Here is a 14,158-nt window from a genome sequence, read left to right as displayed (position 1 = left end):
CTGCTCCGTTTGACGGCTTTTTTTTACAGAAATATATCAGCAAGACGCTCATATGACTCTTTTTTTGCTTCGAAATCAAAGACGTTGCACAGCACCATTATCTCTTTTGTCTGATACCGCTCGGAAAGTTCAAGCAGACGGCGTTTCACTGCGGCAGGAGAGCCGATCACCATCCGCTTCCTGTTTTCTTCTATCTGTTTACGATCCTCCGGCGAATACGGATAAGCCTTCGCTTCTTCCACACTCGGCACGCGGCTGTCGGCGCCTTTTCCGACACGAAGAAGCCATAAATCCTGGCTTAACGCGAGTTCTTCCGCTTTCTCATCCGTAGCCGCGCATATGACGAAAATGGCACAGAGCGAGGCGGGAGCGGAAAAATGGGCGGAGGCCCGGAAATGGTCCCGATAGATCTGAAAAGCTTTTTCCCCGCGTTCCGGATTAATGAAATGGCCGAAGACATAGCCCGCACCTTGAAGAGCGGCGCGTCTGGCGCTGTTTTCCCCGAGTCCGAGCACCCAAAGCTGCGGGGCTGTTTCAATCAAAGGCGCTGTTTTTATTCCTGCATAAGCATGGTTCGAGGGAATCGAATCTGTCAGAAAGGATGATAAATCCTCAAGCTGCCTGTTGAATTCGGTCATGCTTTTCTTTACCCCGTCTGTGAGGGCGAGCCGGATTTTCGTTGTGCCGCCCGGTGAGCGTCCGACCCCGAGGTCAATCCGGTTCGGATGCAGCGCCTCAAGCTGACGGAAAGTTTCCGCGACTTTATAGGGGCTGTACTGCGGCAGCAGCACGCCGCCTGATCCGACACGGATGGATGTTGTGGCTGCGGCGGTATGAGCGATCATAATTTCCGGCGAAACGCTTGCGAGCCCTCTTGTGCCGTGATGCTCGGCAAACCAGTACCGCTTATAGCCCCATCCTTCGCTGAGGCGGGCGAGCTCTGCTGAACGGCGGAGCGTCTCGTGCGGCCCGTTTCCTTTGGATACGGGCGCCTGATCAAGTATGCTTAAATCAATCACTCGTCTGCCCCTTTCCTGACATGTATTGATACAAGGATAGGAAAAATGTTCAGTCCCCGTCAATTTCTTTGTTTTCTCTATTCTCTCCGGAACGAAGGAGAATATAGGAAGTAATTTTTCGCCGTTTTTCGCCAAAAATTCTTATGTTTTATGAAACTTTGATATAATAAAAGACGTATATCTTAATAAACACCGGGATTCTTGTCCCGGAATTTAGTGAAAATGCGCACTTGCGGCGTGCTTAGCGGCACCCTTACAGAATAGGAGTGAATCATATGGCGATCTCTTTACAAAAAGGACAGCGGATTGATTTAACAAAAGGAAAAGCCGGCCTGTCAAAACTGCTGGTCGGACTCGGCTGGGACCCTGTATCATCCGGCGGCTTTTTCGGAAAGCTGTTCGGCGGAGGCGGTGCCAATATCGACTGTGACGCTTCCGTATTGATGCTTGAAAATGATAAAATGACAGACAGCAAAAACGTCATCTATTTCGGCAATCTGAAAAGCCGGTGCGGCGGTGTCGTACATACGGGTGACAACCTGACGGGTGAAGGCGACGGCGATGATGAACAAATTCTCATCGATTTAGCGAAAGTGCCCGCTCAGATTAATAAACTTGTGTTTGTCGTCAATATTTACGACTGCGTCAGACGAAAACAGGACTTCGGCATGATTCAAAACGCGTTCATCCGCGTTGTTGATCAGGCTAATCGCGAAGAACTGGTGACTTACAATTTAAGAGATAACTATTCAGGCAGAACGAGCCTGATCGCGGCGGAAATCTACCGCCAGGACGGCGAGTGGAAATTCGCCGCAGTAGGAGAAGGCACAAACGATACAAAAATCGGCGATATCGTTAACCGATACGCCTAAACGATAAAAAGGAGAGTGCACTCATGGCAATTTCATTGGCAAAAGGACAAAAAGTAGATTTGACTAAAACAAATCCGGGTCTTTCTAAAGTCGTTGTCGGCCTTGGCTGGGATACAAACAAATACGACGGCGGACATGATTTTGATTTAGATTCCAGCGTCTTTCTATTAAATGAAGCAGGAAGATGCGCGTCGCCCGATGATTTCATTTTCTATAATCAGCTTGAAGGCGGAAACGGCTCTGTCGCACATTCAGGCGACAACCTGACAGGCCAGGGCGAAGGCGATGACGAAAGCGTAAGGGTCAACCTGAGCGCGGTGCCTGCCGCTATTGACAAAATTTCATTCGTCATCACGATTCATGAAGCGGAAGCGCGCGGCCAAAACTTCGGACAAGTTTCCAACGCGTTCGTGCGCATTGTCAATGAAGAAACAAATGAAGAGCTGATCCGTTATGATCTGGCTGAAGATTTCTCAATTGAAACAGCCATTATCGCAGGGGAGCTTTACAGACATAACGGCGAATGGAAATTTTCCGCGATCGGCTCAGGCTACCAAGGCGGACTGGCCCGTATTGCGACAGATTACGGCCTGCAAATCGGCTGAACCATATCAAACACAGAAGGGAGAGACAGCACATGGCTATTCAATTGGCGAAAGGACAGCGTGTTGATCTGACAAAAACGAACCCCGGTCTTACAAAAGCGGTGATCGGCTTAGGCTGGGATACGAACAAGTACTCCGGAGGGCATGACTTTGACCTTGACGCGTCGGCTTTTCTTGTCGATGCCCATGACAACTGTGTAAATGATCTTGATTTTGTTTTCTACAATAACCTGGAACACCCGAGCGGGGGCGTCATCCATACGGGAGACAACCGGACGGGCGAGGGCGAGGGAGACGATGAACAAATTATCGTCGACTTCTCAAAAATACCCGCAAATATTGAAAAGATCGGCATCACCGTCACGATTCATGATGCGGAAGCGCGCGGCCAAAATTTCGGACAAGTGTCTAACGCGTTCGTGCGCGTCGTCGATGAAAACAGCCAGAATGAACTGCTTCGTTTCGATTTAGGGGAAGACTTCTCGATTGAAACGGCGGTTGTCGTTTGTGAGCTTTACCGCCATGGGGCTGAGTGGAAGTTTAACGCCATCGGCAGCGGGTTTTCCGGCGGTCTGGCATCACTTTGCCGGAATTACGGCTTGCAGGTGTAAGCAGGAAATTACCGTTTTACTAAATAGGAGGAAAAAACTTGGATTTTCTACATCATATTATGTCGACCTACGCTTCCTTTTTTGATTGGAAAATGTGGGGTGAGGTGCTGACTGACCCTGTATCATGGGGGCTGATCGGTTCCTTGGTTCTGCTGGAAGGGCTGCTGTCGGCCGACAATGCGTTAGTGCTTGCGGTGATGGTAAGGCATCTGCCTGAAAAACAGCGGAAGAAAGCATTAACATACGGATTGTTCGGGGCATATATTTTCCGTTTTATCTTTATCGGGATCGGAATGCTGCTCATTAAGTTCTGGTGGATCAAAGTGCTTGGCGCGCTGTACCTGGCTTGGCTCGTCATTAAGCATTTCTGGATCGGAGAAGGTGATGACGATACGGAAGGCATGAAGAAAAATTCATGGATGGTCCGTACGTTCGGAATTTTCTGGGCCACTGTCGTTTCAGTTGAGTTAATGGATCTGGCCTTCTCTGTTGACAGCATTCTGGCCGCGTTTGCGGTATCGGAAAAAGTGTGGGTGCTCTTGATCGGCGGTATGCTTGGCATTCTCATGATGCGTACAGTCGCAAAAGTATTCCTTGTTTTAATTGATAAAATCCCTGAGCTTGAAAATACGGCTTTTGTGCTGATCGGGATTATCGCCGTGAAAATGGCGGCGAGCGCCTTTGATTATGAAATGCCGCACGTGGTGTTCTTCGGAATCATCATCGCTGCGTTTGTGGTAACGTTTATTATCCACTATTTCAACAAACAAAAGCAGGTTCAAGAGCAAACGGCTGCATCTAAAGAAGAATAAAACAAAAAAGGAGGGAGAGTTTCATTTCCTTCCTTTTTTGTACCGATAATCATGAAGAGAAAGGAGGAAAATGATGAAGCAGGAAGAATTGGTGATCCGAAAGGCCGAGCCGGAAAACGGTGACTGGGAAACGTTTCTGATGCGGCCGCTGCCGGAACGTCCCGGTTATGAGCGGGAAAACGGGCTGGCGTTTACCCGGCTTGCCGTCCGGATTTTGGGCACTCCTTATGATGAGACGGAGTATTACAATAAGCTTTTCGAGCTGTCTTCTCATGAAAACATCCATGTGTTAAGCGAGACGCTGGATAAGACCATCGCGCCTGAAACGTTTCAGGCGCTCCAGCACATCCATTCGGTCAATCAAAAAGAGAAAGGGCTTTCGGTTTCCAGGTTTGTCGCGTTTCTCGATGGAGGCAGGCTGCTTGCCAAACACGCTGATCCGCTTATGCACCGCCGGCTGAGAACCGCGTTTATGACGCTTTTGGAAACCTTTGCGGACCGGCATGAAAACGGGCTGAATCATCCCGATTTCCGGCGTGTGCTCTTGGATGTGTCAAAGTTTTCGCTGAACCACCTGAATCCATGGCTCGAACAAGCCGATATAGAGCGTGAGATGCCGAAGGTGGTGTGGTATGGAGACGCTACCAAAAGCCAGCTCTATTTTCTCTATTATATAATGCTGATCGGCTGTGACGTCCTATTGTTTCATCCGGCTGCGGAAGATCCGTTCAGCTTGATTGATCCGGATGAGGAACTCAGCTTTGTGATAAAGCTCCCCGCAACAGGCGGCCTTGAGCCATTCCCGAAAGAAAAGCCGGACAGAACGTCCACGACGGCCTACCGGTCAACGAAAGAAATTGAGCATGTGCTGAACCATGAGGAATCTATGATGTATAAGCCTTGGCAGTTCAGGGATCATACCCCGCAGTCCGTGACATTAAAAACGACGTATGATGAGTTATTTCTCATTGCGAAGGAGCGGGCGTTTATCCGGCCGCAATTTAAAGCGGACAGGGAGCGGGTGGCCGTTCCGAACCTTTTTGCGAAAGTGATGGGGGTTTCCAAAGATACGAAAGAATATTGGAACAGACTCCATACCGCCGCGGACTATCAGGAGACACACATGATCAGCAGTTTTCCGTTTACGGAAGAGCTGAAAGCCAACTACCAGTATCACTACAGTCAGGTTTTGAACGAAGAAGGAGCGATTGACGCGGACAGGCTGAAAAGAAGCAACATCTGGCAGTACAAGCATCTGCCTTCAGGTGTGCAGAGCGCCATCGCCAATGTGATTTCTGACATGTGCAGAAACCCCGGGCTGAAGGCTTTGCCCGGCGAGCAGGCAAGGGATGCCGCAATCTATTTGTTCCGCCAGGCGACGAACCTGCCCGCTTCGCTGCTGCAATTGATTCAGACGTTTGATTACGCCCAAACCGTTCCGAAACTCGTTTTATATCATACGGAACAAAATGGCGAACTCACACGTTCTGACGCCGCCGCTCTGTTGTTTTTAAATAAATTCGGCGTCGATATCATCCTGTATAATCCGCCGGGCCATCAGGACATTGAGCATTATATTGAAGAAAGCCAATTTGATGTCCATTGGCTGGAGGACATGGTGTTTCGGCAGGAATATAAGGAGCCGTCACTCGTAAGAAAGCTGTTTAGAACCATTACGCAAAAGCAGGGAGAGTAAATAAACATGACAGAAAATCAAAATCCGCTTGTTCTTGATAAAAATGAAGAGATTTCTGAACAAAAAGCAGATGACATCAGGGTGCAGCTGCGCCAAGACCCTGAGGTGCAGCGCATTTCGCAGCAGATTGATGTAAAAAACCAAATGGAGCTGCTGGAGTACGGAAAAGAACCGGCAGTTGAAATCTCGAAGTTCTCCGACCGCATCTTAAATATGATGAAAACAACAAGTGTCACGGATTCAGGCACAATGCTGACGCAGCTCGGAAAAATCATGGACCGTTTCGACAAAAATGATTTCGATGAACCAAAAGGATTTCTCGCTAAAATGTTCAAACGCGGCAACAGCATGATTGAAAAGATTTTTCAAAAGTACCGCACGTTGGGCGGAGAAATTGAAAAAATCCACGTCGAAATTTCAAAATACAAAGATGAAATGGCAAAGACGAACCATACGCTGGAAGAGATGTATGAAAACAACATTAACTACTACATGGAGCTTGAAAAATATGTCGTTGCCGGGCAGATGAAGCTTGAGGAAATGCAGGCGCTCATTCCTTCTTATGAAGAAAAAGCGGCAGGCGGAAACCAGCTTGCGCAAATGCAGCTCGATACGCTTCGTGACGGGCTTCAGGCGCTTGAGGAACGTGTCTATGATTTAGATATGGCGCGGATGGTGGCGCTGCAAACGGCGCCGCAGATCCGCCTCCTTCAGCGCGGAAATACGAAGCTCATCGGGAAAATCAATTCCGCTTTCGTCATTACGATTCCGATTTTCAAAAACGGCATCATTCAGGCTGTCACAGTCAAACGGCAAAAGCTTGTGGCTGATTCAATGAGCGAGCTTGACCGCCGCACGAATGAAATGCTGAAGCGCAACGCTGAAAATATTTCAAACCAAAGCGTGGAGATTGCCCGTATGGCAGGCCGTCCGAGCATTGACATTGAGACGATTGAAACGTCTTGGAATACGATTGTCAGCGGTATGCAGGAAACGAAACAGATCGAAGAAGAGAACAGACGTATCAGAGAAGACGGCGCGAAACGGATTCAACAGCTTCAGGATAATATTAAAAACGCAGTCTTAAAGAATTAACGAACACCCCGCTTGCTTACGGCAAGCGGGTTTTTTTTGCGAAAAAAGATAATGACAATGTGTAAAGACAGGTGTAAACTTATACGGTAATCATTTTCGATTTGAGGTGCTGCTTATGAACAAACAACCTGCCGTCACTCCGCGAAAACTTCTGGCGATTGCCGGAATGGGCTGGCTGTTTGATGCGATGGATGTCGGAATTTTATCGTTTATTATCGCCGCGCTTCACACTGATTGGAATTTAACACCCGATCAAATGAAATGGATCGGAAGCGTCAATTCCATCGGTATGGCAGCGGGCGCCTTTGTATTCGGAATGCTGGCCGACAGGATCGGCCGGAAAAAAGTGTTTATGATCACGCTGTTATTCTTTTCTGTCGGAAGCGGCATATCCGCTTTCGCAACGGGATTGACGGTTTTTCTCATATTGCGTTTTCTGATCGGAATGGGGCTTGGCGGGGAACTGCCTGTCGCCTCGACGCTCGTGTCAGAAGCGTCCGCTCCCGAAAAGCGGGGACGGACTATCGTGCTGCTTGAGAGCTTTTGGGCCGCGGGCTGGCTTCTTGCGGCGGTGATTTCCTACTTTGTCATACCGTCATTCGGCTGGCAGGCCGCGCTGCTCTTAACGGCGCTGGCCGCATTTTATGCGCTGTACTTGCGGAAAAGCCTTCCGGAATCACCGGCGCATCAGGCATTGCCGCAGAAAAAAAGCATACGCGGGCAGGCGGGAAGTGTCTGGACGAAACCGTATATCCGGCCGACGGTGCTGCTGTCTGTCGTTTGGTTCTGCGTCGTCTTTTCATATTACGGCATGTTTTTATGGCTGCCGAGCGTGATGCTGATGAAAGGCTACAGCATGATTGAGAGCTTCGAATACGTCCTTCTGATGACACTTGCCCAGCTTCCCGGATATTTCTCTGCGGCGTGGCTGATCGAAAAAGCGGGGCGGAAGACCATCTTAGTCATCTATTTGCTCGGAACGGCGGGCAGCGCTTATTTCTTCGGTGCCGCGGATTCATTGGCCATGCTGCTCACAGCGGGCATGCTGCTGTCCTTCTTCAATCTCGGCGCATGGGGCGTGCTTTACGCCTATACACCGGAGCAGTATCCTGCGGCGATCCGTGCGACCGGTTCCGGCACAACGGCGGCCGTCGGCAGAATCGGCGGCATTTTCGGTCCGCTTCTCGTCGGATCGCTTGCAGCCCGGAACGTTTCGTTTACAGTGATTTTCGCCGTCTTTTGTGCGGCCATCCTGATTGCCGTCATCACCATTATTATTCTCGGAAAAGAAACGAAACAGACAGAGCTTGCGCAATGAGCACCCTTTTGGGGTGCTTTTTTTAGTGAGCGGTCTGTTGACAGACCTATATTTTTCCTTAATATTCCTTATTTTTAGGAGGGGAAAACTTCTTTTTTCAGGACAATGTCGCGAAAAAATTCTTGTTTTTGTAAAAAAAGGATAGGAAATCAGTTTGCAGCACATTCGATGGAAACGTTCTCAAGCCTGATAAAAGCCCGGTTTCCTTTATAATTTATCCTCAATAAGGAGGATTAGAGAGTATTTAGAAGCATACCAGAGGAAAATAAGACACAGGGATGTTTTTAAAGTAATGATACAAAATAAAAAGGGATTATGATGTTTGTTTGACTTATTACAAACGTGTTACGGTATTAAAGATTGCTTATTATGGAGGGAAAATATGAATTTGGATGAGAAACCAATTAAGATAAAAGTCGAAAATGTATCTAAGGTTTTCGGAAAACAGACAAAAAAAGCCATTCAGATGCTGTCCAGCGGAAAAAACAAAAAAGAGATCCTGAAAGCTACCGGATCAACCGTTGGTGTCAATCAAGCAAACTTTGATGTATATGATGGGGAGATATTTGTCATCATGGGTCTATCGGGGAGCGGTAAATCAACTTTAGTTCGGCTGTTAAACCGGCTTATTGAACCGACTGCCGGGAATATTTATATTGATGGTGACATGATAACAAATATGTCAAAAGACCAGCTCCGGGAAGTGCGCCGGAAAAAAATCAGCATGGTCTTTCAAAAATTTGCACTGTTTCCGCACAGAACGATTCTTGAAAATACGGAATACGGCCTGGAGCTACAAGGCGTCGACAAAAAAGAGCGTGAGCAAAAAGCGCTTGATTCGCTTAAACTTGTCGGTCTTGAAGGCTTTGAACACCAATTCCCAGATCAGCTCAGCGGAGGAATGCAGCAGCGTGTCGGACTTGCCCGCGCATTGACGAATGATCCTGACATTCTTCTGATGGATGAAGCTTTCAGTGCGCTTGATCCGCTGATCCGCAAAGACATGCAGGATGAGCTTTTAGACCTTCATGACTCTGTCGGCAAGACGATCATCTTCATCACGCATGATCTTGATGAAGCATTGCGCATCGGCGACAGAATCGTGCTGATGAAAGACGGTAACATCGTTCAGATCGGGACGCCTGAAGAAATTCTGATGAGCCCGTCCAATGAATACGTTGAGAAATTCGTTGAGGACGTTGATTTATCCAAAGTTCTGACAGCGGGCCACATCATGAAGCGCGCTGAAACCGTGCGGATTGACAAAGGGCCTCGTGTAGCGCTGCAGCTCATGAAGAATCTCGGTATTTCTTCTATTTACGCCGTTGATAAACAGAAACAGCTTCTCGGCGTCATTCACGCGGCGGATGCGAAAAAAGCGGTGGAATCCGACTTATCGCTTCAGGATATTTTAAATACTGAATTTACGACTGTGCACGAAAGCACATACTTGACGGAAATTTTCGATGTCGTGTCTGATGCGAATATTCCGATCGCCGTCACGGACGATAAGGACCGCATGAAAGGCATTGTCGTAAAAGGCGCATTAATCGGCGCGCTTTCAGGAAATAACGATTATATAAATGTTGAAGATTCTGCTGAACAAGCTCAGGATTCTTCTGTTCAGGGGGTGAAGTAAATGGACAGATTGCCTAGAATTCCGTTAGCAGATATCGTTGACCGGTTTGTTGACTGGCTTACCATGACGTTCGGAGGTTTCTTTGACGGAATCTCAAACGGTTTGGCCGCTTTCGTAAACGCGATTGTGAGCGGTTTGGGTTTCATCCCGTCTATTTTATTGACTGTTATTTTTGCAGCTCTCGCTTGGTGGATCAGTACGAGAGGAATTGCACTCTTTACGTTAATCGGATTCCTTGTTATTGATTATTTGGGCTATTGGTCGCCGATGCTGCAAACGTTGGCGCTTGTCGTCACATCTGTTTTGATTTCCATTATTATCGGGGTTCCGATCGGCATATGGGCGTCTCAGAAAGAAACGGTCCGCCGCATTGTTACACCGATTCTGGATTTAATGCAGACCATGCCGGCTTTCGTATATCTGCTGCCTGCGATTTTCTTCTTTAATATCGGGGTTGTGCCAGGCGTCGTGGCATCTGTTATTTTCGCGATGCCTCCGACGATTCGCATGACGGTTCTCGGTATTAAACAAGTTCCGGCTGATTTGATCGAAGCGACGGAAGCATTCGGTTCAACGACGTCTCAGCGTCTGTTCAAGGTTCAGCTTCCGCTTGCCACAAAAACAATTCTTGCCGGTATTAACCAAAGCATCATGCTTGCTTTATCAATGGTCGTTATCGCGGCCATGGTTGGTGCGCCGGGTCTCGGTTCTGAAGTATACAGCGCCGTGACACAGTTGAAAACCGGTGTCGGAGTGGAAGCGGGTATCGCGATCGTTATCGTAGCGATTACACTCGACCGTATCACGCAAAACATTAAAGTGAAGAAGAAGAGCAGGGGGAATGCCTGATGCTTAAGAAAATCATCGGTGTCGGCGTTACCGCTGCGCTGGCTCTTTCTTTGGCTGCCTGCGGTTCGCAGACTGATGGTAAGGCAACGGCTGCGGACCAGGTGAACAAAACCATTATCGGTATTGATCCGGGATCGGGGATCATGGCCCTGACGGATGAGGCCGTGAAGGATTACGGATTGAAAGACTGGAATGTCGTCACGGCGTCAAGTGCTGCCATGACGGCGACATTGAAGAAATCATATGACCGGAAAAAGCCGATCATCGTAACGGGCTGGACGCCGCACTGGATGTTCTCCAGATACAAGCTGAAGTTCCTTGATGATCCGAAAAAAACGTACGGAACTGCCGAGCAGATTCATACAATTACAAGAACCGGCTTCAGTAAGGAACAGCCTAACGCGGCCAAAGTTCTCAGCCAGTTCAAATGGACGCAGGACGATATGGGAGAAGTCATGATTGCCGTTGAGGAAGGCGAAAAGCCGGCCAAAGCCGCAGCTGAATATGTGAAAAAACACAAAGACCAAGTGGCTCAATGGACAAAAGGCGCCCATAAAGTTAAAGGGGATAAAATCAACCTGGCTTATGTGGCGTGGGACAGTGAAATCGCAAGTACGAATGTAATCGGAAAAGTATTTCAAGACCTCGGCTATGACGTGAAGCTGACGCAAGTGGAGGCGGGACCGATGTGGACTGCGATTGCGACAGGCAGCGCGGATGCGTCATTGTCTGCTTGGCTTCCGAATACCCATAAGGCATATGCGTCTAAATATAAAGGCAAATATGAAGATGTAGGAACGAGTCTGACAGGCGTCAAGATGGGTCTGGTCGTTCCTCAGTATATGAAAAACGTCAATTCAATTGAAGATTTGAAGAAATAACGAAGAAAAGCAGCCCTGTAACGGGCTGCTTTTTTTATGCTTCAAACGATTTGAGGACGGCAGCCGTTAATATCTCAATGCCTGTAAAGATGGCGCTTCGGTCAAATGTCATTTGGGGATGGTGAAGCCCCGGCTCCAGACCGCATCCTAGGCCGAGCATCGTCGTTTTTAAGTTCGGCACCTTTAACCCGTAAAAGTGAAAATCCTCTCCTCCGGTTGTCACAAGAGGTTCATCCACATGTTCTTCTCCGAGAATGCCGCTTATCGCAGATGCCATGATGGCTTCCGCCTCTTTGTTTCGCTCGGCTGCCGGGAGGCTGTGTTCTTTTTGCAGTTCGATTTTTGCGCCGAATGCGGCAGCCGCCGCCTCACAGGCTCTTTCGGTTTCGGCGGTTAATTTCTCCATGGCGGCATTGGTTTGTGCGCGGAGATCAAGGCTGAACGATGCTTTTCCCGGAATGATATTGGAACTCTCACCGCCTGCCTGAAGCTTTGTCATCTTCACGGAATGCGGGATGCCGGGATCAAGATGAATGAAGCTGAGTTTTTGGACGAGAAGAGCGGCGATTTCGATACTGTTAAGGCCGAGATGCGGTCTCGCGCCGTGGGCTTCTTCTCCGATAATCAGGCCTTCTATATGCTGGCTTGAGCCATGCAGAATGGACGGTGCGCATCGGCCGTTTGCCGTTTCCTGTACGGGGCGCACGTGCACGCCGTATAAGAAATCAACATCATCCAGTACGCCTTTTTCAATCATTTTCAGCGCTCCGCCGCCTTTTTCTTCAGCCGGCTGAAAAATAAAGCGGATGGTGCCCTTCGGAAGTTTCGACTGACTCTTTAAAAGCATCATCGTGCCGAGCGCCATCGTCATATGTGAATCATGTCCGCATGAATGGTTCGCCTGAAAGACACCGTCCACTTCCTGCCACAGCGCGTCAATATCCGCCCGGACAGCCACAACAGGCGAGCCTTCTCCGATTTCGCCGACAACACCGGTACAATCATCAAACGTGCGGGTTCGGCAGCCGGCCTCTTTCAGTTTTTCAGTCAGATATTCAGTTGTTTGATATTCTTTCCAGCTTACTTCGGGATTGGCGTGCAGGTGGTCAAAAATATCCATAATGATTTGCTTTTCATGCGCTGTGAGTCTGTTCATGCCGTAAGTCCTCCTTCAAAAGCTGTCTGTTTTTTATTTTTGATATTGAAAACAGGCAATCGGTCTGTATATAATATAGCACATATCTGTATTTTCTGAATAGTTTATAAATTTAAAGCGGGATGGTGATGTTATGGCTGTGCCGAAGGCCGAACCTTTATTGAAAAAGAAGAAATTGTTTGTGATGCCTGATGCTTATGTGCTGCTGTTCATTGTCGCTTTACTATGCGCGATAGCATCGTACATCGTTCCCGCGGGGGAATTTGACAGGGTGACAAAGGGCAGTGTGACGTCCGCCGTCCCGGGAAGTTATCATTCTTTAGACCAGTCTCCTGTCAGCCCGATCGCTTTTTTTACCGCGATTCAGGAAGGGATGACAAGTTCCGCGCCGATTATTTTTTTAATCCTGTTTACGGGCGGAACCATTGCGATTTTGGAGAAAACGGGCGCCATCAATGGATTGATCAGTAATGTCATCAGTACGTTCCGCACCAAACAGCTGCTGTTTATTGCGATTGTCGGATCTCTATTTTCGATCCTCGGCACAACCGGCATCGTCGTTAATTCCGTGATCGGTTTTATTCCGATCGGCCTGATCGTCGCCCGTTCGCTGAAATGGGACGCCGTGGCCGGAGCGGCCGTCATTTATATCGGCTGTTATGCCGGGTTTAACGCGACGATTTTATCGCCTTCACCGCTCGGGTTATCACAAAGCATCGCGGAGCTGCCGCTGTTTTCCGGTATCGGCCTGCGGATTGCCGTCTACATTTGTTTTCTGTTATCATCTATTTTATATATTTATCGGTATACGAGAAAACTCAGAAAAGCAAAGGATGCCAGTCTGCTGGGGAACGATTGGTTTCCGGCGGCAGGTTCACTCCCGCAGGTTTCTGAACCGGAGGACAAGCATGTCCCGTTTACCGTCCGCCATAAATTGATTCTGGCTGTCACGGCATTGTCGCTTGCCGGCTTTTTATACGGTGCGCTTACTCTTGGCTGGTCTGATTCAGAGATGGCCGCCGTGTTCATTTTTATCTCAATCGTGTCCGGCCTGATTGCGGGAATGGCGGCAAATGATATCGCAAAAACATTTATTACAGGCTGTCAGGGGCTCGTTTACGGCGCGCTGATCGTCGGAATGGCGAGAAGCATTTCCGTTATCCTGGAACATGGAAAGCTGCTTGATACGGTAGTCAATGGACTTGCGTCACTGCTGCACGGCTTCAGCCCGATGGCAGGCGCCATCGGAATGTATATTTCCAGCGCCCTGCTTCATTTTCTGATTTCATCGGGCTCAGGGGAGGCGGTCGTATTTATTCCGATCTTGGCGCCGCTTGCCGATCTGATGGGCATCACGAGACAGGTCGCGGTTGAAGCGGTCATGCTCGGAGAAGGCGTCGTAAACTGTGTCAATCCGACTTCCGGCGTGCTGATGGCCGTACTGGCTGCCAGCGGCATTCCGTACGTAAAGTGGCTTCGCTTCATGATTCCGCTGGCGCTGATTTGGTTTGTCATCGGCCTCGTGTTTATTTGCATAGGCGTCCTGATCAATTGGGGTCCTTATTAATATTTTTGTCAATGATATTTCGGTTTATCATTATGAAT

General features: G+C 48.6%; 13 protein-coding genes. 11 read left to right on the top strand and 2 right to left on the bottom strand.

The window, feature by feature from the left end; all coding sequences use genetic code 11:
- Window positions 1–23: 23 nt before the first annotated feature.
- Window positions 24–1,019 (bottom strand): LLM class flavin-dependent oxidoreductase, encoded by a 996-nt coding sequence (locus OVA33_RS02945; RefSeq protein ID WP_017419355.1) that lies wholly within the window; start codon window positions 1,017–1,019, stop codon window positions 24–26.
- 275 nt (window positions 1,020–1,294) lie between these two features.
- Here OVA33_RS02945 and OVA33_RS02940 point away from each other — a divergent pair, with 275 nt between their 5' ends.
- The 10 genes from OVA33_RS02940 (at window position 1,295) to OVA33_RS02895 (ending at window position 11,397) form a co-directional block, all read left to right on the top strand.
- Window positions 1,295–1,891 carry a TerD family protein gene (locus OVA33_RS02940; RefSeq protein ID WP_015239102.1) on the top strand — a complete coding sequence of 199 codons (597 nt, stop codon included), beginning with the start codon at window positions 1,295–1,297 and terminating at the stop codon, window positions 1,889–1,891.
- A gap of 23 nt (window positions 1,892–1,914) precedes the next feature.
- On the top strand, window positions 1,915–2,496 hold the full coding sequence (locus OVA33_RS02935) for a TerD family protein (RefSeq protein ID WP_003156648.1): 582 nt from the start codon (window positions 1,915–1,917) through the stop codon (window positions 2,494–2,496).
- 32 nt (window positions 2,497–2,528) lie between these two features.
- Window positions 2,529–3,107 carry a TerD family protein gene (locus OVA33_RS02930; protein WP_003156645.1) on the top strand — a complete coding sequence of 193 codons (579 nt, stop codon included), beginning with the start codon at window positions 2,529–2,531 and terminating at the stop codon, window positions 3,105–3,107.
- 38 nt (window positions 3,108–3,145) lie between these two features.
- The gene (locus OVA33_RS02925; RefSeq protein WP_003156644.1) at window positions 3,146–3,919 is read left to right on the top strand and encodes a TerC family protein; all 774 of its coding nucleotides are present in this window, start codon (window positions 3,146–3,148) and stop codon (window positions 3,917–3,919) included.
- Window positions 3,920–3,992: 73 nt separating this feature from the next.
- Complete coding sequence (locus tag OVA33_RS02920; protein WP_063636914.1) at window positions 3,993–5,615, top strand: YceG family protein; 1,623 nt, start codon at window positions 3,993–3,995, stop codon at window positions 5,613–5,615.
- Window positions 5,616–5,621: 6 nt separating this feature from the next.
- The gene (locus OVA33_RS02915; RefSeq protein WP_007609246.1) at window positions 5,622–6,710 is read left to right on the top strand and encodes a toxic anion resistance protein; all 1,089 of its coding nucleotides are present in this window, start codon (window positions 5,622–5,624) and stop codon (window positions 6,708–6,710) included.
- Between the two features lie 115 nt (window positions 6,711–6,825).
- Window positions 6,826–8,028, top strand: coding sequence for an MFS transporter (locus OVA33_RS02910; protein ID WP_063636913.1), 1,203 nt, complete (start codon window positions 6,826–6,828; stop codon window positions 8,026–8,028).
- A 382-nt stretch (window positions 8,029–8,410) separates the two neighbouring features.
- Window positions 8,411–9,667, top strand: coding sequence for a glycine/proline betaine ABC transporter ATP-binding protein OpuAA (gene opuAA, locus OVA33_RS02905; RefSeq protein WP_003156640.1), 1,257 nt, complete (start codon window positions 8,411–8,413; stop codon window positions 9,665–9,667).
- Window positions 9,668–10,516 carry a glycine/proline betaine ABC transporter permease subunit OpuAB gene (opuAB, locus tag OVA33_RS02900; protein WP_003156639.1) on the top strand — a complete coding sequence of 283 codons (849 nt, stop codon included), beginning with the start codon at window positions 9,668–9,670 and terminating at the stop codon, window positions 10,514–10,516. It begins immediately after the preceding gene.
- Window positions 10,516–11,397, top strand: coding sequence for a glycine betaine ABC transporter substrate-binding protein (locus tag OVA33_RS02895; RefSeq protein ID WP_007409051.1), 882 nt, complete (start codon window positions 10,516–10,518; stop codon window positions 11,395–11,397). The genes opuAB and OVA33_RS02895 overlap by 1 nt, the downstream gene beginning before the upstream one ends.
- A 34-nt stretch (window positions 11,398–11,431) precedes the next feature.
- Here the strand turns inward: OVA33_RS02895 and OVA33_RS02890 are convergent, their stop codons facing one another.
- The gene (locus OVA33_RS02890) at window positions 11,432–12,553 is read right to left on the bottom strand and encodes a M20 peptidase aminoacylase family protein (protein ID WP_015239106.1); all 1,122 of its coding nucleotides are present in this window, start codon (window positions 12,551–12,553) and stop codon (window positions 11,432–11,434) included.
- Between the two features lie 133 nt (window positions 12,554–12,686).
- Here OVA33_RS02890 and OVA33_RS02885 point away from each other — a divergent pair, with 133 nt between their 5' ends.
- Window positions 12,687–14,120 carry a YfcC family protein gene (locus OVA33_RS02885; RefSeq protein ID WP_063636912.1) on the top strand — a complete coding sequence of 478 codons (1,434 nt, stop codon included), beginning with the start codon at window positions 12,687–12,689 and terminating at the stop codon, window positions 14,118–14,120.
- Window positions 14,121–14,158: the final 38 nt, after the last annotated feature.

Origin of the sequence: Bacillus sp. KICET-1 (genome assembly GCF_027721405.1) — a bacterium.
In the GTDB taxonomy this organism is placed as follows: Bacteria; Bacillota; Bacilli; order Bacillales; family Bacillaceae; genus Bacillus; species Bacillus velezensis.
The sequence above is the reverse complement of the archived record's forward strand: the minus strand, read 5'-3'. Positions and strand labels throughout refer to the sequence as shown.